Source organism: Bacillus sp. FSL K6-0923 (genome assembly GCF_038630825.1).
Lineage (GTDB): Bacteria > Bacillota > Bacilli > Bacillales > Bacillaceae > Bacillus > Bacillus pumilus.
The window spans coordinates 1,041,979-1,058,562 of the sequence record NZ_CP152044.1; the positions used below are offsets into that span (position 1 = coordinate 1,041,979).

18 protein-coding genes are annotated in these 16,584 nt (G+C 40.7%); 12 read left to right on the forward strand and 6 right to left on the reverse strand.

The features are described 5' to 3' along the window. Positions 1-141: 141 nt before the first annotated feature. The 5 genes from MHI16_RS05180 (at position 142) to MHI16_RS05200 (ending at position 6,036) form a co-directional block, all read left to right on the forward strand. Positions 142-1,275, forward strand: coding sequence for a DUF445 family protein (locus MHI16_RS05180; protein WP_061407246.1), 1,134 nt, complete (start codon positions 142-144; stop codon positions 1,273-1,275). A 121-nt stretch (positions 1,276-1,396) separates the two neighbouring features. Next, entirely contained in the window at positions 1,397-1,753 is a 357-nt protein-coding gene (locus MHI16_RS05185) for a YlbF family regulator (protein ID WP_012009440.1), read from the forward strand. A 451-nt stretch (positions 1,754-2,204) separates the two neighbouring features. Continuing rightward, positions 2,205-3,071 carry a Cof-type HAD-IIB family hydrolase gene (locus MHI16_RS05190; protein WP_144462461.1) on the forward strand — a complete coding sequence of 289 codons (867 nt, stop codon included), beginning with the start codon at positions 2,205-2,207 and terminating at the stop codon, positions 3,069-3,071. Positions 3,072-3,185: 114 nt separating this feature from the next. Beyond that, positions 3,186-4,685 (forward strand): coproporphyrinogen III oxidase, encoded by a 1,500-nt coding sequence (locus tag MHI16_RS05195; protein WP_268466931.1) that lies wholly within the window; start codon positions 3,186-3,188, stop codon positions 4,683-4,685. Between the two features lie 76 nt (positions 4,686-4,761). After that, the gene (locus MHI16_RS05200) at positions 4,762-6,036 is read left to right on the forward strand and encodes a SidA/IucD/PvdA family monooxygenase (protein ID WP_058014405.1); all 1,275 of its coding nucleotides are present in this window, start codon (positions 4,762-4,764) and stop codon (positions 6,034-6,036) included. A gap of 36 nt (positions 6,037-6,072) precedes the next feature. On the opposite strand, the gene MHI16_RS05205 is transcribed toward MHI16_RS05200, so the two are convergent. From MHI16_RS05205 to MHI16_RS05215, 3 genes are all read right to left on the reverse strand, one after another. Further along, positions 6,073-7,296: a cation:proton antiporter gene (locus MHI16_RS05205; protein ID WP_268466932.1), complete on the reverse strand. Its 1,224-nt coding sequence runs from the start codon at positions 7,294-7,296 to the stop codon at positions 6,073-6,075. Between the two features lie 3 nt (positions 7,297-7,299). Then, positions 7,300-7,797 (reverse strand): cation:proton antiporter regulatory subunit, encoded by a 498-nt coding sequence (locus MHI16_RS05210; protein ID WP_268466933.1) that lies wholly within the window; start codon positions 7,795-7,797, stop codon positions 7,300-7,302. Between the two features lie 67 nt (positions 7,798-7,864). Continuing rightward, a complete protein-coding gene (locus MHI16_RS05215; protein WP_342498129.1) occupies positions 7,865-8,188 on the reverse strand; it encodes a potassium:proton antiporter in 324 nt (107 codons plus the stop codon). A 177-nt stretch (positions 8,189-8,365) separates the two neighbouring features. On the opposite strand from MHI16_RS05215, the gene MHI16_RS05220 reads away from it, so the two are divergent. Continuing rightward, positions 8,366-9,139 carry an enoyl-CoA hydratase gene (locus MHI16_RS05220; protein WP_268466934.1) on the forward strand — a complete coding sequence of 258 codons (774 nt, stop codon included), beginning with the start codon at positions 8,366-8,368 and terminating at the stop codon, positions 9,137-9,139. A 30-nt stretch (positions 9,140-9,169) separates the two neighbouring features. On the opposite strand, the gene MHI16_RS05225 is transcribed toward MHI16_RS05220, so the two are convergent. After that, positions 9,170-9,358, reverse strand: a complete 189-nt coding sequence (locus tag MHI16_RS05225; RefSeq protein WP_012009445.1) for a YhzD family protein — start codon at positions 9,356-9,358, stop codon at positions 9,170-9,172. Between the two features lie 172 nt (positions 9,359-9,530). Between MHI16_RS05225 and MHI16_RS05230 the strand changes: the two genes are divergently transcribed. From MHI16_RS05230 to MHI16_RS05245, 4 genes are all read left to right on the forward strand, one after another. After that, positions 9,531-10,745, forward strand: a complete 1,215-nt coding sequence (locus MHI16_RS05230; protein ID WP_058014400.1) for a DNA repair exonuclease — start codon at positions 9,531-9,533, stop codon at positions 10,743-10,745. A 16-nt stretch (positions 10,746-10,761) separates the two neighbouring features. Beyond that, on the forward strand, positions 10,762-13,551 hold the full coding sequence (locus tag MHI16_RS05235; RefSeq protein ID WP_058014399.1) for an AAA family ATPase: 2,790 nt from the start codon (positions 10,762-10,764) through the stop codon (positions 13,549-13,551). Between the two features lie 62 nt (positions 13,552-13,613). Then, the gene (yhaM, locus tag MHI16_RS05240) at positions 13,614-14,558 is read left to right on the forward strand and encodes a 3'-5' exoribonuclease YhaM (RefSeq protein ID WP_003211952.1); all 945 of its coding nucleotides are present in this window, start codon (positions 13,614-13,616) and stop codon (positions 14,556-14,558) included. 116 nt (positions 14,559-14,674) lie between these two features. Continuing rightward, on the forward strand, positions 14,675-14,905 hold the full coding sequence (locus tag MHI16_RS05245; RefSeq protein WP_058014398.1) for a sporulation YhaL family protein: 231 nt from the start codon (positions 14,675-14,677) through the stop codon (positions 14,903-14,905). A 55-nt stretch (positions 14,906-14,960) separates the two neighbouring features. Here MHI16_RS05245 and MHI16_RS05250 read toward each other — a convergent pair whose 3' ends face one another. Then, positions 14,961-15,836 carry a peptidylprolyl isomerase gene (locus MHI16_RS05250; RefSeq protein ID WP_058014397.1) on the reverse strand — a complete coding sequence of 292 codons (876 nt, stop codon included), beginning with the start codon at positions 15,834-15,836 and terminating at the stop codon, positions 14,961-14,963. 161 nt (positions 15,837-15,997) lie between these two features. On the opposite strand from MHI16_RS05250, the gene MHI16_RS05255 reads away from it, so the two are divergent. Both MHI16_RS05255 and MHI16_RS05260 read left to right on the forward strand, forming a co-directional pair. Beyond that, positions 15,998-16,084: a YjcZ family sporulation protein gene (locus tag MHI16_RS05255; protein WP_008361129.1), complete on the forward strand. Its 87-nt coding sequence runs from the start codon at positions 15,998-16,000 to the stop codon at positions 16,082-16,084. 145 nt (positions 16,085-16,229) lie between these two features. After that, positions 16,230-16,319, forward strand: a complete 90-nt coding sequence (locus MHI16_RS05260) for a YjcZ family sporulation protein (RefSeq protein WP_017360317.1) — start codon at positions 16,230-16,232, stop codon at positions 16,317-16,319. A gap of 53 nt (positions 16,320-16,372) precedes the next feature. On the opposite strand, the gene MHI16_RS05265 is transcribed toward MHI16_RS05260, so the two are convergent. Continuing rightward, complete coding sequence (locus MHI16_RS05265; RefSeq protein ID WP_072368131.1) at positions 16,373-16,558, reverse strand: hypothetical protein; 186 nt, start codon at positions 16,556-16,558, stop codon at positions 16,373-16,375. Positions 16,559-16,584: the final 26 nt, after the last annotated feature.

Below are 16,584 nucleotides of genomic sequence, written 5' to 3' on the forward strand. Positions count from 1 at the left end.
GCGCTCCTTTATCATTACGACAGATCGATTGATCATATGTCTAGCAGCATGCTTCATTTGCTTGAGGACATGACAACAACTATAATACGTATAGATTAAACCAATAAACATCGGGTATTGTTTGAAAGGTAGATGACGACTTTGAATATATTCACAACGTTTATCTTTATGATTGTTATAGGTGCCGTTATAGGAGCAGCGACAAACCATCTTGCGATTAAAATGCTTTTTCGTCCTTATAAGCCGTATTACTTATTCGGGAAACAGCTTCCTTTTACACCAGGGCTCATTCCTAAAAGAAGAGATGAAGTAGCCAAGCAGGTTGGAGTCTTGGTTATGGAGCATTTGCTTACGCCAGAAGGTATTCAAAAGCGATTTGAATCATCTGAAGCTAAGCAGGAGATCTTGCATACAGTTCATCGATTGATTGATAAAGGCGCTGACATGGAGATCACAATGCTCTCTTTGTTAGAAAGATTCGGTGTATCACATGCTGACGTCAAAGCAGATGAATGGATTCATCATTGGTCTGATCAGAAGCTCGATTCATTACTAAAAAAATATAATGAGCAAACGTTATCTGAGTTACTCCCATTAGAAGTAGAAAACAAAATTTCGTCAAAAATTCCAGATGCAGCAGATTATATTTTAAAGAGAGGCATCCATTACTTTGAAAGTGAAGAAGGTAAAGCGAGGCTTGGCAATATGATTGATGATTTCTTAAAGGAACGCGGCATGCTTGGCGGTATGGTTCAAATGTTTTTAGGAAATTCAAGCTTAATTGACCGTGTACATCCTGAAATCATTAAATTTTTAAGAAATGCAGAAACAAAGAGGTTTTTATCAGATTTGCTCGTTCAGGAATGGGACAAGGTGAAACAATTTTCTCTTCAGGAACTGGATGATAAATGGAATGTGAAGGAGCTTGCTTATAGTGTGAAAAAGCAATTGCTTTCACACTTCTCTACAAAGCTGATATTAGACAAGCCAGTTGGATCTTATGTCAGCGTAGTAGCGGTTGATCTCAAAATACACTTAGCACCAGTGCTTGTCGATAAGGGGATTAAAGCAGCATCAAATGCATTAGAGGGACTGCTCGCAAAGCTCAAGTTTGAAGATATCATTCGTGAGCAGATTGAACTGTTTCCGCTTAAAAAAATGGAGGAGCTTGTCGTTAGCATTTCCAACAATGAACTTAAGATGATCACGTTTTTAGGTGGTTTTTTAGGGGGATTAATCGGCGCAATCCAAGCAATCTTTGTCACGTTATTTTAAGACAGACGAGAGAAATTTTAATGAATTCGTTGTATATATGTGAAACGAAAGCCATAGTTTGTTATAGTGGAGTGGTGTCCGCCGATCATATCGGTGATAACGGATAGAAAGGAGACATAACATGTCTGTAAATGTTTATGATGTTGCATATGACCTTGAAAAAGCATTGCGTCATAGCGAAGAATACTCAACTCTAAAAAATCTTTATGATGAGGTTAACGCGGATGAGTCCTCTAAAAGAATGTTCGAGAACTTCCGTGACATTCAAGTAAACCTTCAACAAAAACAAATGACTGGTCAAGAGATCACACAAGAAGAAGTGGAGCAAGCACAAAAAACAGTGGCACTTGTTCAACAGCACGATAAAATCTCTCAGTTGATGGAAGCAGAACAACGTGTGAGTGTTCTCATCGGAGAATTAAATAAAGTGATCATGAAGCCTCTTGAAGAGCTTTATGGGAATCCAGAAGAAAATTAATGAAAAGGGCGATGATATTCGCCCTTTTTTTATTTCACATGTTCCCTGTCCAACTTTTCAAAAAAAGGTTGTCGAAGCTCATAAATTCTGCGATAATACTTATATTGAAAGTGCTTTCAAATAAGCACTCTCATGGGACAATTGGGTGCGTTTCACTTGGGATTTAAGGCGATTAGCCAAACGAGAGAGAAGCGCTTCTGGGAGAAACGCAAAGCATAAGGGGATCTGATATAAGCAATGCTTTGGTGTGTGAAAGATAAGGGGATCATGGGGAGCTTCATCACCTCATTGTGACGCATCCAAACCATACATAAAAAAAAGCCTAGGGGTAGGCTTTTTTTATTTGCAAAAGATTCATAACACACAGGGCTCTTTCAACTGCATGTTCTAAAGCACCAAGCTAGGGCATATCCTCATCGTAAGTACAGTCATCAAGAAGGGGGATGCCTCAGTGTCAAAAAAATTACTTGCACTCAATATAGATGGAACGTTACTTCGTTCCAATGGAAAAATCCATTCCGCTACAAAAGAAGCTGTGGAATACGTAAAGAAAAAAGGGGTTTACGTGACGCTTGTCACCAATCGGCATTTTCGTTCCGCACAAAAAATTGCCAAGGCGTTGAAGATTCCAACGTCAACCCTTGTAACGCATAGTGGTGCATTTATCGCGAATAAACTCGATGAGCCGCTTCATGTGAAAAAACTAACGGAAGAAAAAACATTTAATCTTGTGCAAATTCTTGAAAGCTTTGATTGTAATGTTCGCTTGCTGCATGAAAAATTCTCGATTGGCAACCGGAAAAAAACGCAGTCACAGCTGATGGGAAAGACGTTGATTCATCCGTCTGATCCAATTTTCTATCCCGTGCAATTTGTTGAATCGCTAAGTGATATGCTGATGGATGAACCGGTCAGTACACCAGTGATTGAAGTGTATTCAACCGCAGAGCTTCAGGCTGAAATTCACCGAACTATTCAACAAGCTTTTCCATCTGTCGATCTTATTCGGATTAGTGATGAGAAAATGAATATTGTATGCAAAGGCGTATCAAAAGAAGCGGGGCTTTCTCTTTTGACCTCAGCCTTAGGTTTGACATTAGAAGATACGGTGGTCATTGGGCAGGGAACAGATGATATTCCAATGCTCGAATTGGCTGGCTTAGGCGTTGCGATGGGAAATGCACCTCATTCTGTTAAACGTAAAGCCGATTGGGTGACACGGTCACACGATGAACAGGGAGTCGCTTATATGATCAAAGAATACTTTAGAATGCAGCAAAGAGAAGGATTTTTACATCAATTCGATATTAAGCGATAATATAGACGAAGGTCCTGTCAATCAAGAAATGGCAGGGCCTTCAACTGTTCCAGTCATTGCTTTTCCTACATAGATTTTGTAAAATGAAACAAGTTTGAAGATAAAGGTGATACGATGCGAATTTTAATTAAAGGGCTGTCAGATGAACGATTTCATCGCCCGCTTGTCAATATAGCCAATTTATTTGAAGAAGATAGTGAAGTGCTGTTTGGTCCAGATGAATTGCATGATGGACTAGTCATGGAGTTTAGCTGGAAAGAAGAAAATGGAACGGTGGAGGCATCTGGTCACATCGCTGGAACAGACATCACTAGTCGTTTTTCGCGAGACGTCCCAAAGGGATTGAACGACAAGGAGCGCTGGAAGCAAATTAAAAACACAGTGTTGTCTGTTTATTTACATCTGCTTCAGGAGCACACAGGAATGACGCAAAAGTGGGGGATTCTCACAGGGATACGTCCTACAAAATTACTTCATAAGATGCTGAGAGATGGTATGACAAAGGAAGATGCGCATGCCGCATTAAAGCGTGATTATTTGATTCATGATGAAAAAATCGATTTGATGCAGGAGATTGTCGATCGTCAGCTTCAAGCGATTCCTGACCTGTATGACCTTCAGCAGGAGGTAAGTATTTATATTGGTATTCCTTTCTGCCCAACAAAATGCGCTTATTGCACGTTTCCTGCTTATGCGATTAAAGGACAAGCTGGAAGAGTGGGAACGTTTTTGTTTGGTCTGCATTATGAGATGCAAAAAATCGGTACTTGGCTAAAAGAACATGGGATTAAAGTGACGACCGTTTACTTTGGCGGAGGTACGCCGACAAGTATCACTGCGGAAGAAATGGATTTACTGTATGAAGAAATGTACCGCTCATTCCCTGATGTGAAACATATACGGGAAGTGACTGTCGAAGCAGGGCGTCCTGATACGATTTCGCCTGATAAGCTAGAGGTGCTAAACCGATATCATATTGACCGGATTAGTATCAATCCACAATCGTATGAGAATGAAACACTGAAAGCCATTGGCCGTCACCATAGTGTAGAAGAAACGATTGAAAAGTATCACTTATCAAGACAGTATGGCATGAATAACATTAATATGGACTTAATTATTGGTTTGCCGGGAGAAGGGCTAAAGGAATTCCAGCATTCCTTGCAGCAGACTGAAGAACTTAAGCCTGAATCTTTAACTGTGCATACGCTCTCCTTTAAAAGAGCGTCTGAGATGACGCGCAATAAGGACAAATATCAAGTAGCTGACCGAGAAGAAATCACACGTATGATGGATGAAGCGGTCGCTTGGACGAAAGCACATGACTATCATCCTTATTATTTATATAGACAAAAAAACATCTTAGGGAACCTTGAAAATGTCGGGTATTCATTAGATGGACAGGAAAGTTTGTATAATATCATTATTATGGAAGAAGTGCAGACAATCATTGGGATTGGATGCGGTGCTGCTAGTAAATTCATTGATCCACGTTCAGGAAAAATTACGCAATATGCCAATCCAAAAGATCCAAAATCATATAATGACCGTTATGAACACTATACTGAAGAGAAAATTCAATTTCTTGAGTCATTATTTGTTCCTCACGTTTAAACACTGCGGTGACGTAGTGTTTTTTTTCATTTGTAAAAGGGTATATAAGTGATAAAAAGTTAAAGCAGGTGTACATATGATTGATGTGATCGGAATTGGGATTGGACCTGCCAATTTAGGTTTGGCGGCTTTGTTAGAGGAGTATGAAGATGTTTCATGCTGTTTTTTTGAACAGGAGTCTGAATTTGCCTGGCATCCTGGTATGCTGATCAAAGGAACGGATTTACAAGTCTCCTTTTTAGCTGATCTTGTGACGATGGCGAATCCAAGGAGCAGATATACATTTTTAAATTATTTACATGAATCCAATAGACTTCACCGGTTCTATACATTTGAACAGTTTGACATTCCGCGAAGAGAATTCAATGAGTATTTATCATGGGTCGCAGGTGAAATAGATAGCTGTCAATTTGGCATGAAGGTAGAAGAAGTGACGGACTGTCAAGGTGGTTATCTTGTGAAAGTCAGGTGCTTAAAGGATGGATCGCTTTCTGAGTATCGGGCAAAGCATGTCGTGCTTGGAACAGGGAGCAAACCGATGATTCCTGTCGATGTGCCTGATGCTGCACTGCCAAATGTGACCCATAGCAGCCGGTATTTAGACCAGCAGAAAGAACTTCATGAAGCTGAGTCGGTGACGGTGATTGGCTCTGGGCAGAGTGCAGCCGAAATCTTCTTAGACTTGCTTCAGCATCAGAAGAAAGGGCAGCAGCTATCTTGGTTTACGCGATCTAGTGAATTTAGAGAGCTAGAGACGGCTGAGCTTGGTCAGGAGCTATTTACACCAAAGTACGTTGAATATTTCCATTCGCTTCCTTATGAAGAACGAATGAACACATTGCCTAGGCTGACTGGATTAAGAAATGGGATAGATGCATCGACGCTCTCACGCATTTATCAAGAATTGTATCATCGGTCTGTTTCTGGCGAAGAGCCATCTGTGATTATTCAGCCAATGACCGAGCTTGAAGCGATTCAGGTGGAGGAGAATCAGTCTCTGAAGCTGAAACTAAAGCAGTGGCAGCTAAAGAAAGAAAAGAGTATAACAGTAGATCGTGCCGTATTGGCTACAGGGTACACACCGAATATCCCGGCGTGGTTTAGTGCGTATGAACCTTTGATTGAATGGGAAAGTGAGGAACATTTTAAAGTGACAAAAGACTTCAGGCTTGTGTTCAAAGACAAGCGTCCGCATCATTTTTTTACATTCACGCACCTAGATCACTCTCATGGAACAGCGGCGACCAATTTAAAACTATCCATCTACCGCAACCAGAAAGTGATTCAAACGATTCGCGGGGTCAAAGAAGCGCCAGTCAAGCAAGAAACAGCTTTTCAGCAATTTGAATAAGAGATAAAAAGGGCCCAAGCATAGGGCCCTTTTTCATTAGATTGTCGTTTCTTTTTTCGCTTTTGGTTTTTCTGTTTGCCATTTGAACACTTTGTTTAGGATTTGATAGATTCGCTTAGATTCCTTCGTCACTAGTGGACCTAATATCGCAAGGATTAAGACATACAATGCAGCAAATGGCTTTAAGGTAGCGGCAAGTCCGCCCGCAATACCGAGCTCGGCTACAATAATTGAAAACTCTCCGCGTGATACGATGGTTAAACCAATATTAGAAGACGCTTTATGAGAAAATCCAGCTCTTCTCCCAGCGAACATTCCAGCAGTGAAATTCCCAATGAAGGTGAGGACCACAGCGCCAATCGCAAGCCAAAATGCATCACCTAATGTAAATGGATCAATGCTGAGACCGAAGCTGAAGAAAAACATGGCCCCGAAGAAATCTCTAAATGGTACCACAAGATGTTCAATGCGGTCAGCGTGCTCTGTTTCTGAGAAAACAAGACCAAGTAAGAGAGCACCAATGGCCTCTGCTACATGGATCGTCTCTGAGAAACCTGCGACAAAAAATAAAGCCGCAAAAATCACAATGATGAACACTTCGTTCGAACGGATATCGAATAACTTGTTTAATCGTTTCGGCAGCTTACGTGCAATGATAAAGAAAAGCATCATATAACCAAAAGCAATGAAAATAGATAATAATGCACCGCCAACAGTTGTGGCATCTCCAAGGACAAGACCGGATACGACGGATAAATAAACAGCGAGGAAAATATCCTCAAACATGATGATCCCAAGAATTAACTCAGTTTCAGGATTCGCTGTCCGTTTCAAATCAACAAGAACTTTGGCCACAATGGCACTGGATGAAATCGTGATAACTCCTGCCATAATGAGAACTTCGAGGACCCCAAACCCTGTAATAAAGCCGTAAAGCAGTCCTAAGCTGAAGTTAATCAAAATATATATAGATCCGCCGACAGCAATGGACTTGCCCGATTTAATGAGCTTTCCCGCAGAGAACTCAAGTCCAAGGTAGAAAAGAAGGAACAAGACGCCCATTCTGCCAAAAAACGAAATAATGTCGGTGCTTTCAATAAATTTTAGATCAATGATCCCAATGGTTGGAGCATGCGGACCAACGATCATACCAAGGACAATGAGGAAAGGAATGATTGAGAATTTCATTTTATTGGCGATTAAGCTGGCGATGGCGATGAGAATCAGTGCCGTCCCAACTTCAAAGACTAAATGATCCATTCATCACTCTCCCCCTCTTGAAAGAAAATCACGTATCAATCGCTTTAAGTGTTTTCTTTCGCCTGAAATGACCAGTGTATCATTTGCTTCAATAATCGATTCGGCACCAGGGTTGAGTAATTTTTCATTTGTATGCTTTATGATCGCAATGACGGTGACTTCATAGTTTTGCCGCACATCTAAATCACCGAGTGTATGTCCAACCGCTTTTGCTTCTTTTTCCACCTTAAACCATTCAATCATCAAGTCGTTGAAGGCCATTTCAATGGTTTCGAGTGCCTGTGGTTTATACACCATGCCGCCAATAATTGCAGCGATTTGCCGTGATTCAGCATCATCGAGAGAAATGGTGGACAGCACTTCATCTGGATCATCATCATCAAAACGATAAATCTCCCGTCTGCCATCATCATGAATCACGATCGTCATCTTTTCTCTATTTCTCGTTTCAATTTCAAATTTCTTTCCGATCCCAGGAAGATCATTTTCTTTAATATTCATTTTATCCCTCCGAATATGATAGGTTGTGATTTTCATATAGTGAATACGGATGAAATAAAATGAATCATTATAGATAATTTGATTGACACATAATAGGGATCGCACACTTCATTTTCAAAAAACATAGATCAATCGATAACGCAGCTGATGGAGCAGGCTTTAGAAGAAAAATCTTTGAATCAGCCAGTGATAATTTGTCCTTTAATAGAATAGAAGAGGCATGTTTTTTTGAAAATGGAGGTGTCTTCACAGCGTGTATTTCTTCATCGTAGATGGATGGAGAAATAAGACTAGGTGTGCTCGCTTCTGCTTGTGGAGCAAAAACGACATTTGAAAAAGGAGAAAACATGACGATGAAATGAACTAATATGAATAGGGAACACCTGATCAACCATTCTCCCCCTTTCACCATCAATTTCTTTCTTCATTTACTATATAAAAATATATTTTTCGTTTCAACAATTATGCTTGTTTTGGTATCAACTGATCCTGAAATTTTTTATGCAGAGGAAAAAGGATTATTCGGGTTGAAATGGAAGTAAGTCATGTGCTTAAAAAAGGGGGATGGATGATGACATATATCAATTGTCAGCTAGACGGAGATATTTTTGAAATCGTTTTCGATAGACCGGATGCTTACAATTCATTTCATGTGGAGATGTTTGCTGAATTCAAAGAAGCATGTGATGCGGCGGAGGATAGTAGTGCAAAAGTCATTGTGATTAAGGGTGCGGGAAAAGGATTTTCAGCAGGCGGAGATATTGGCATGATGCTTAAGCAGGAAAGTGAAGAGGATTTCCATCGTGTGATGGATTTGATCGAGGGGATTACGCTTTCTCTAGCTGGTATGAAAAAAGTGACGATTGCCCTTGTCCACGGGTCAGCGGCAGGCCTTGCTTTTAGCTTTGCTTTAAGCTGTGACTACTTGTTTATGCATCAAGATGCAAAACTCGCCATGAATTTTAATGGAGTAGGCTTAATTCCAGATGGCGGAGGGCACTTTTTCCTCACAAAAAGAGTCAGTGAACAAACCGCGAAACAATTGATTTGGAGCGGACAAAAGCTTCCGGCTGAAGAAGCGCTAAAGCTGCGCCTTGCAGACGGCGTATTTCAAGAGGACGTCGATGCGTATCAAAAGGTATGTGTGAAGCCGTTTATGAACATGCCGCTTCAAGCATTTATCGAGACAAAGCGAATCTATTTCCAGCAGTCAGAATCACAGCTGTTAGCCGTTCTTCAAAAGGAGAGGGCAGCACAGGCTAGACTGAGGCAAAGCCATGATCATAAGGAAGGCATTCAGGCCTTTTTAGAAAAAAGACGACCTGTGTTCCAGAATGTATAAACGAATGTGAGGCCGGCGAATGCCGGCTTTTTAACGTTCAAATAAAAGTAGCTTGCCTGCATCATCAACGAGCCGATGAGAATGCTTCGTGTATTGCTGTTCTAATAAGCGATGGCGACCTAATTCCTTTGCCTTTTCATCACTATCTGTTGTGATTTTTTCATTTAGTAAAGTCTCACCTGACGGGTCAAATACAGTTAAAAAGTATGTCTTCTCCATTCCTCATCTTCCTTTCCTCTGCTTTTCTATGTAATTAAACAAGGAATAAGACAAAACCTCTTTTTTATCCCTTAAAAATGTGTTTTTTAGAATGAGAGTGATAGAACGTGCATTCGCAAAAATGGCATGATAAAATATGGACAATGACAGTATCGGACAAGGAGATAGACGTTTGACTAAGCTTACCTTTATTCATGCCGCAGATTTACATTTAGACAGTCCATTTGCAGGAATGTCGAATATCCCTAGCTTACCCTTTAAGCGGCTCAAAGAAAGTACATTTCAAAGTGCGAAGAATATGTTTGATCTCGCCATTGCTCGAGCAGTAGACTTTGTGCTGCTGAGCGGAGATTTATTTGATGAATCTAACCGCAGTCTGAAAGCACAGCTGTTTTTAAGAAATCAGTTTCTAAGACTGCAAACCAAAGGGATTGAAGTCTTTATTATTTATGGTAATCATGATCATTTAGGCGGTGAATGGACACCGATTGAGTGGCCTGAGAATGTGCACGTTTTTTCAACCAGTACCCCAAGTGAGCAATCCTACTATAGAGGAGATCAGCTTGTCGCAAGTATTTATGGATTTAGCTACAAAGAGCGTGCTGTCTATGAAAATATGACCTCTCATTACGTCAAAACGACAGATGCTGCCTATCACATTGCGATGCTTCACGGTACATTAGCTGGACAAGAAGGTCATGACGCGTATGCACCTTTTCAGCTTGAGCAGCTCCTTTCCCGAGATTTCGATTATTGGGCGCTTGGACATATACATAAGAGAGCTCTTCTGCATGAAGACCCGTTGATTATTTACCCTGGTAACATGCAGGGTAGACATATAAAAGAAACAGGAGAGAAAGGCTGTTACGTTGTTCAACTCTCCGAGGATTCTGCGGCAGCGGAATTTATTAGCTGTGCGGATGTGATGTTTGAGACACTTGAAATAGACATCACAGAGACGGTTCATATGACGGATCTTGTGACACTTGTGGATAACAAAATCATTGAACTGAAAGAAGAAGGCGTCCCTCATTTTGTGAAAATTGAATTGACGGGTGATTCTCCTTCTTACTTTGAGCATACGCAGCTTGAGTTGCTTGAGGAGCTGATGGCCGTTCTTCATGAACAGGAGGAAGATGAAGATGTATTCGTTTGGGTGATATCGATTGACTGCCAGACAAACGAGGACGTCGCCTATCCAGAAGATTCCTTTTTAAAGGAACTCACTGCTGAAATTTCACAGTTTGAGGCATATGAAGAGCTTCTATCACCGATCAAGCGTCACCCAACCTATAGAAAGTCAGGAAAAGCTCTTACAAAAGAGGATGAAGTGGATATAAAAGAAGAAGCACAAAGGCTGCTGACAGAACAGCTTAAGCAATTATGAGAAAAGGAGAGGCACAATGAAAATACGTTCACTCCATATCGCCCATTTTGGAAAATTTTCAAATCGGACCTTTCACTTTTCTGATGACGGTTTTCAGCTAGTTTACGGGCTGAATGAATCGGGGAAAACGACATTGAAAACGTTTATTGAATCGATGTTATTTGGTTTTCCGAAAAACAAGATGTACAAGATGAAGCAGGGTTCTTTTTATGGTGGTTCCCTCACTTGCCAAGATGACGAGTTAGGCGTCATTCATATTGAGAGAACATCCGATCGCGGTGGGCAAGCACAGGTGTTTTTACCGAATGGTGAAGTGAAAGACGAAGCTTTTCTACAAACACTTTTAAAGGGAACGGATCGCAGATTATATCAATCAATTTATTCGTTTGATGTGTTTGGACTTCAAAATGTCCAAGCCTTAAATCAGGACCAGATAGGCGAATTTCTACTTTTCTCAAGTTTATTTGGCTCAGATGCAGCCACCAAGATGGATAGCAGGCTGCTAAAGCAGCAGGAGCAGCTGTTTAAACCAAATGGCCGCAAACCTGAATTAAATCAGCAGCTTGATCGCTTAAAAGAGCTGACAGGTCAGCTGAAACAAGCGAGATTGGCAGAAGGCAGCTATATCGAAAAGAAACGGGAGCATTCTGAATTAACGGAGACGATCGAAAAGCTTCAAAATGAAATGAAGCAAGCGGAAGAACACCTTCAGAAACTGACTGAATCTATTCAAGTGTATCCCATGATTGAGAAAAAAGTGGAGTTGAAAAAGGAATTAGCCCGCTATCCAGACCGAGTCAAACGTTTTAGAGCAGAAACTGAGCATGAGCTGGATAAACTAGAATCACACCTTCACCCGAAAAAGGCTCAATTGACTGCACTGAAACAGAGGTTAGATCATTTGCAAACCTCACTCGTACAAGTTCAACCGCTTTATGACAAGGAAACCTTTATGGAGATGAAACGAGTCGTAGATGAAGCATCTAATGTTGAGCTTGTGAAAAAGCGCATAGCAGAGTGTCAAGCAAACCGTGATTCATTGAAACAAAAAATAGACGAAGCGGTCGCAAAGTTAAACTGGGAGCGCCCGATAAAGCTCGAACAAATCGACGATTCGCTTGAATTCGAGTGGGAATTAAAGGAGACTGTCACTCAATACGTTCGTCTCATGGACAGAAAAGCGCAGTTAGATGAACGATTTGATCACGCAAGACATGAGCTGGACGAAGCAGAATCCGCGCTAAAAGGATTAAAGGAACAAGAAGTGAGACTGCGCGGAGCAGAAGATGAAGCGAAGGGGACAAGATCGAAAAAGAAACGGGTTTATTCCCTGGCGTTGTTATTCCAAGGCTTGATCGCATTTGATGTGGTGTTTCTGTTTGTTCTATTCTTTTTAACAGAGTGGTGGATCACGCTCTCGTTTGCGGGATTTTCTGTTTTTCTCTTCTTTGTCATTTACTCATCCAGTCAAATGAGCCCTATGAAACAAAGAAACGGCGAAGCCGCCTTAGATTCCTTTCAAGTGCAGGCAGCTTCAGCTGAAACACTTATGAGGCAGAAGGAGCTGCTGTACGAAAGAATCATCCGGCAATATGAAGACTGGGAGCTAGAGCTGGAGCCTGTCCAGCAGCAAGTAGAGGAAAAGAAGAGACAGCTTGGCTTGTCGTCTGAGCTTTCTTTCCTAGTAGAGGCCTTCCATATTCTAAAACAATTAAAAATCAATACAGCGGCATATGAGGAGCTTCAGCGTGAAATAGAAGAACTCTCCGATCAGCAATCGATTTATGAGCGCAAGGTTTCAGCGTTAACCAGTATTCTTCAAAAAAAGGAAGGAACTATGCAGGAGAATATTTCAGCCTTTCAAGAGATATTGGAAGATGAGGCGAAAAGAGAAAAAGAACGTCAAACATTACATGTATCCATTCAACATGCGATGCAGCAGCTCGCGACACTAGAAAGTGAAATTCAATATTACGAAAAACAAACTGATGAGCTTTTTCATCAAGTAGAAGCAGAGTCCAAAGAAGATTACCAAGTACTTTCTCATCTATCGAAAGAATACCGGGAACGGCTTTTGGAGCTGCAGCAGCTGAATCAAGAGCTTCATAGAAGCGGTTGTTTTGATGAGGAGGAATGGATTATTCGCAAAGGACTACTTCTCCTTGAGGAGGAGTGTGCAGAAGCAAAGCAGCACCTTCATGACATTCAATTGAATGCGGAGAATCTGGAAAAGCGTTTAGCAGAACTAGCAGTGGAAATCCGGCAAATAGAAGCTTCTGGAACGGTGTCTGATTTGACTCATCAGCTTGCCGCAGAGCAGGAGCATGCGAAGCACCTCGCAAAAAAATGGGCGGCCATTCAGCTTGTCCGCTCCGTCATACGAGAAAAATTGAATGAGCATAAAGAAACAAGGCTGCCTGCATTGCTTCAAACAGCCTCTAGTTTTATTCAACCGTTAACAAATGATCGTTATGAAGCAATTTTGTTTTCACCTGAAGATGATTTCCTGATGGTGAAAAGAATGGATGGACGACTATTCCGTCCAGAGGAGCTTTCACAGGCAACGTGTGAACAGGTCTATCTAGCGATTCGTTTTGCGCTTGCTTTGTCTCATCAGCAAGATTGTCAGCTTCCGTTTATGATGGATGACAGCTTTGTTCATTTCGATCACGTGCGTTTAGGCAGATTGCTGGAGATGATGAACGAACTCACACGTTTTGAAACACAGCTGTTTTATTTCACCTGTCATGAGCATATGAAGCAAGCGGCAGAAGATGGACAGGTTACGAGTTTAGCAGTGGAATGATTGACAAATAATGACTTATGTTATACTTATATGAGCAGAAACATGGAAGGAGCTTTTATTGAATGGCTAAAGGGATCATGACCTATGATGTCGGCGAACAAGTTGACCTGCATTTATTAATTAAATCATCTACTAAAGGGATTGCGAGTAATGGCAAACCATTTTTAACGTTAATTCTTCAAGATCAAAGTGGAGATATTGAGGCGAAACTATGGGATGCGAAGCAGAATGATGAACAAACCTATGCCGCACAAACCATTGTGAAGGTAGTAGGCGATATTCATCATTATCGCGGGAGGAATCAGCTGAAACTTAGGAATATACGCCCTGTTGCTGAAAATGAGCAAATTCGAATCGATGATTTTCTCGAAACAGCTCCTATTCCAAAGCATGATATGATGGATACGATTATGCAATATATTTTTGATATGAAAAACCCTAATATACAGCGTGTCACAAGACATTTGCTAAAAAAATATGGACAGGAATTCGCTGACTATCCAGCAGCGACAAAAAACCATCACGAATTTGTCTCTGGTCTTGCTTATCACGTGGTGTCTATGCTGCATTTGGCTAAATCAATTGTTGATCTATATCCATCTTTAGATCGAGATCTTTTATATTCAGGCATCATTCTTCATGATTTAGGAAAAGTCAAAGAGCTTTCAGGCCCAGTCTCAACCACCTATACGGTGGAAGGGAATTTAATTGGTCATATTTCGATTATGGTGACAGAAATTGCGAAAGCTGCTGAGGAGCTTGGCATTGATTCAGAAGAAATTCTGATTCTACAGCACTTAGTCCTAAGTCATCACGGAAAAGGAGAGTGGGGTAGCCCAAAACCACCAATGGTAAAGGAAGCCGAAATTCTCCACTATATTGATAATTTAGATGCGAAGATGAATATGATGGATCGTGCGCTTGAGCATGTGAAGCCAGGAGAATATACAGAACGTATTTTTGCGCTAGAGAATCGTTCATTTTATAAACCAACCTTTCACGAATAACCATGTCAAAACGTCCGCTTATGCGGGCGTTTTTTTCATAACTTGTCTTCTCTTTGCATAAGCATGTAACACAAGGGAAGAGAGAGCTGTTCTGAAAAAAAGGAGGCGATGAAAAAATGTTGTTTTTTCCATGGTGGGTGTATGCATGTATCATTGGCATTATTTTCTGTGCGTATAAATTAATGACAACGGCCAAAGAGGAGCAAGAGATTGATCAATCCTTTATTGAAAAGGAAGGAGAAATTTTTATCGAGCGAATGGAGCAAGAAAGAGAGCGCAGACGTCAGGGGGAGCAAGTGAAAAGATCCCAGGAAACGTCGGCACATGAAGATCACTCGATTGCTTAAATCTGGTCATAAAAAACCCCCTCTGCACGTTCATTGCAGAGGGGGTTTTTTGTGATTATTGACCTTGTTGATTTTGTGCGGGTTGTTGAGACTTTTCTTTGAACGTGTTTTCAAGCTCTTTATCTTTTACTTTCACATCTGCATCTTTCACCAATTTGTTTAAGATGGTTTGGATTTCATTTGTGTCTGCTTGTTTTTGATTAGTTAGTTCCTTTTTCAAGTCTGCTTTCATGTCATCGTATTTACCGCGTTCTTCGGTCTTTTTAATGATATGGTAGCCGAATTGTGATTTCACTGGTTTGCTGATTTCATTCACTTTTAGTTTGAATGCAGCTTTACTGAAGTTTTCGTCCATTTGACCTTCTTTTGCGAACCAGCCTACATCTCCGCCTTGTGCAGCTGAAGCGGTATCAGTTGAATATTCAGACACAACAGCATCCCATTTTTCACCTTTATCTAATTTCTTTTCCACTTCGTCAGCTGTTTTCTTATCAGCTACTAAAATGTGGCTTGCGCGGATTTTGCCTTTTAGGTCATCGTAATACGCTTTTACTTCTTTATCAGTGATTTTGATGTTAGCTTTGGCAGCCTTTTGAGTCAGCAGCTCATATTTCACTTGATCTTTGATGTAATCTTTTCCGAATTCATCTTGAAGTTGTTTTAAACGATCTTCACCAAGTGTCTTTTTATATTCTTCCATTTTCTTATCAATTTCTTTATCAGATACTTTGTATTTGTCAGCAAGAACCTTTTGTTGAACAAGTAGATTTAAAGCATCTCCACCTGCTTGTTTCTTAAGAGTTGTATAAAGCTCTTCTTTTGTGACATCTCCTGATTTTGTTGTTGCGATGACATCTTTATCACCGCTACTGCATGCGCCAAGAGTTAAAACACTAACTGCTGTTACAGCTGCTAAAGCCATTTTTTTCATTCAAAAAACACTCCTAATCTTTCCAATTTATTTATCATTGCTTGTATCATAACATATTGTGACACGCTGTAAAAAGAAATGCAAATGGGAGGGCATTCGTCTAGTCAAAAATTTGCGCGCGACATACACATATAGTGATCACAAAAAGGAGGCTGAATTATATGGGAGCAGGATATTCTAATGGATTTGCTTTATTGGTCGTGCTATTCATTTTGCTGATCATCGTTGGTGCAGCATATCTTTATTAATTAAATCGCTGTGACAGAAAGGAGCCGTCCTGCCATGCGTGCGGGCGGTTCTTTTTTTAAACGATGACAGGTGCCTAAACGTTTTCAATTTTATTGCATACACTGAGCTTAGAACAGAGGAAGAACTGGCAGGAGGTGTTTTTACATGGGAGGAGAAGTCTTCGCTGGCGGTTTTGCACTAGTCGTCGTGTTATTCATCTTATTGATCATTATCGGTGCATCTTGGATTTGCTAATTAATCAATATACACAAAAAGCTGCCCTCAAACTGGCAGCTTTTGCTTTGATCTTAAATAGATATGGTAATTTCAACAAATGATGAGATCAGTAAGATCAGTATCGATACATTGATAAAGCGAAACACCTTATCTTGCCGTTCTTCAGGAATCTCTCTGACAAGGCATAATGTATTAGTAAGCCTGTTTATTGAATACACAATAAACGCGGCAAAGACGATGAAGTAAAATAAAACTATCGGAGATCCCCCCTCTCTATGCTATT

Excerpts from the sequence above, each read along its gene's own strand:
- MHI16_RS05255 (WP_008361129.1), top strand. The coding sequence starts at position 15,998 with ATGGGAGCAGGATATTCTAATGGATTTGCTTTATTGGTCGTGCTATTC.
- MHI16_RS05220 (WP_268466934.1), top strand. The coding sequence starts at position 8,366 with ATGATGACATATATCAATTGTCAGCTAGACGGAGATATTTTTGAAATC.
- MHI16_RS05225 (WP_012009445.1), bottom strand. The coding sequence starts at position 9,358 with ATGGAGAAGACATACTTTTTAACTGTATTTGACCCGTCAGGTGAGACT.
- MHI16_RS05235 (WP_058014399.1), top strand. The coding sequence starts at position 10,762 with ATGAAAATACGTTCACTCCATATCGCCCATTTTGGAAAATTTTCAAAT.
- MHI16_RS05260 (WP_017360317.1), top strand. The coding sequence starts at position 16,230 with ATGGGAGGAGAAGTCTTCGCTGGCGGTTTTGCACTAGTCGTCGTGTTA.
- MHI16_RS05195 (WP_268466931.1), top strand. The coding sequence starts at position 3,186 with ATGCGAATTTTAATTAAAGGGCTGTCAGATGAACGATTTCATCGCCCG.
- MHI16_RS05250 (WP_058014397.1), bottom strand. The coding sequence starts at position 15,836 with ATGAAAAAAATGGCTTTAGCAGCTGTAACAGCAGTTAGTGTTTTAACT.
- MHI16_RS05245 (WP_058014398.1), top strand. The coding sequence starts at position 14,675 with ATGTTGTTTTTTCCATGGTGGGTGTATGCATGTATCATTGGCATTATT.
- MHI16_RS05205 (WP_268466932.1), bottom strand. The coding sequence starts at position 7,296 with ATGGATCATTTAGTCTTTGAAGTTGGGACGGCACTGATTCTCATCGCC.
- MHI16_RS05210 (WP_268466933.1), bottom strand. The coding sequence starts at position 7,797 with ATGAATATTAAAGAAAATGATCTTCCTGGGATCGGAAAGAAATTTGAA.
- MHI16_RS05185 (WP_012009440.1), top strand. The coding sequence starts at position 1,397 with ATGTCTGTAAATGTTTATGATGTTGCATATGACCTTGAAAAAGCATTG.
- yhaM (WP_003211952.1), top strand. The coding sequence starts at position 13,614 with ATGGCTAAAGGGATCATGACCTATGATGTCGGCGAACAAGTTGACCTG.
- MHI16_RS05200 (WP_058014405.1), top strand. The coding sequence starts at position 4,762 with ATGATTGATGTGATCGGAATTGGGATTGGACCTGCCAATTTAGGTTTG.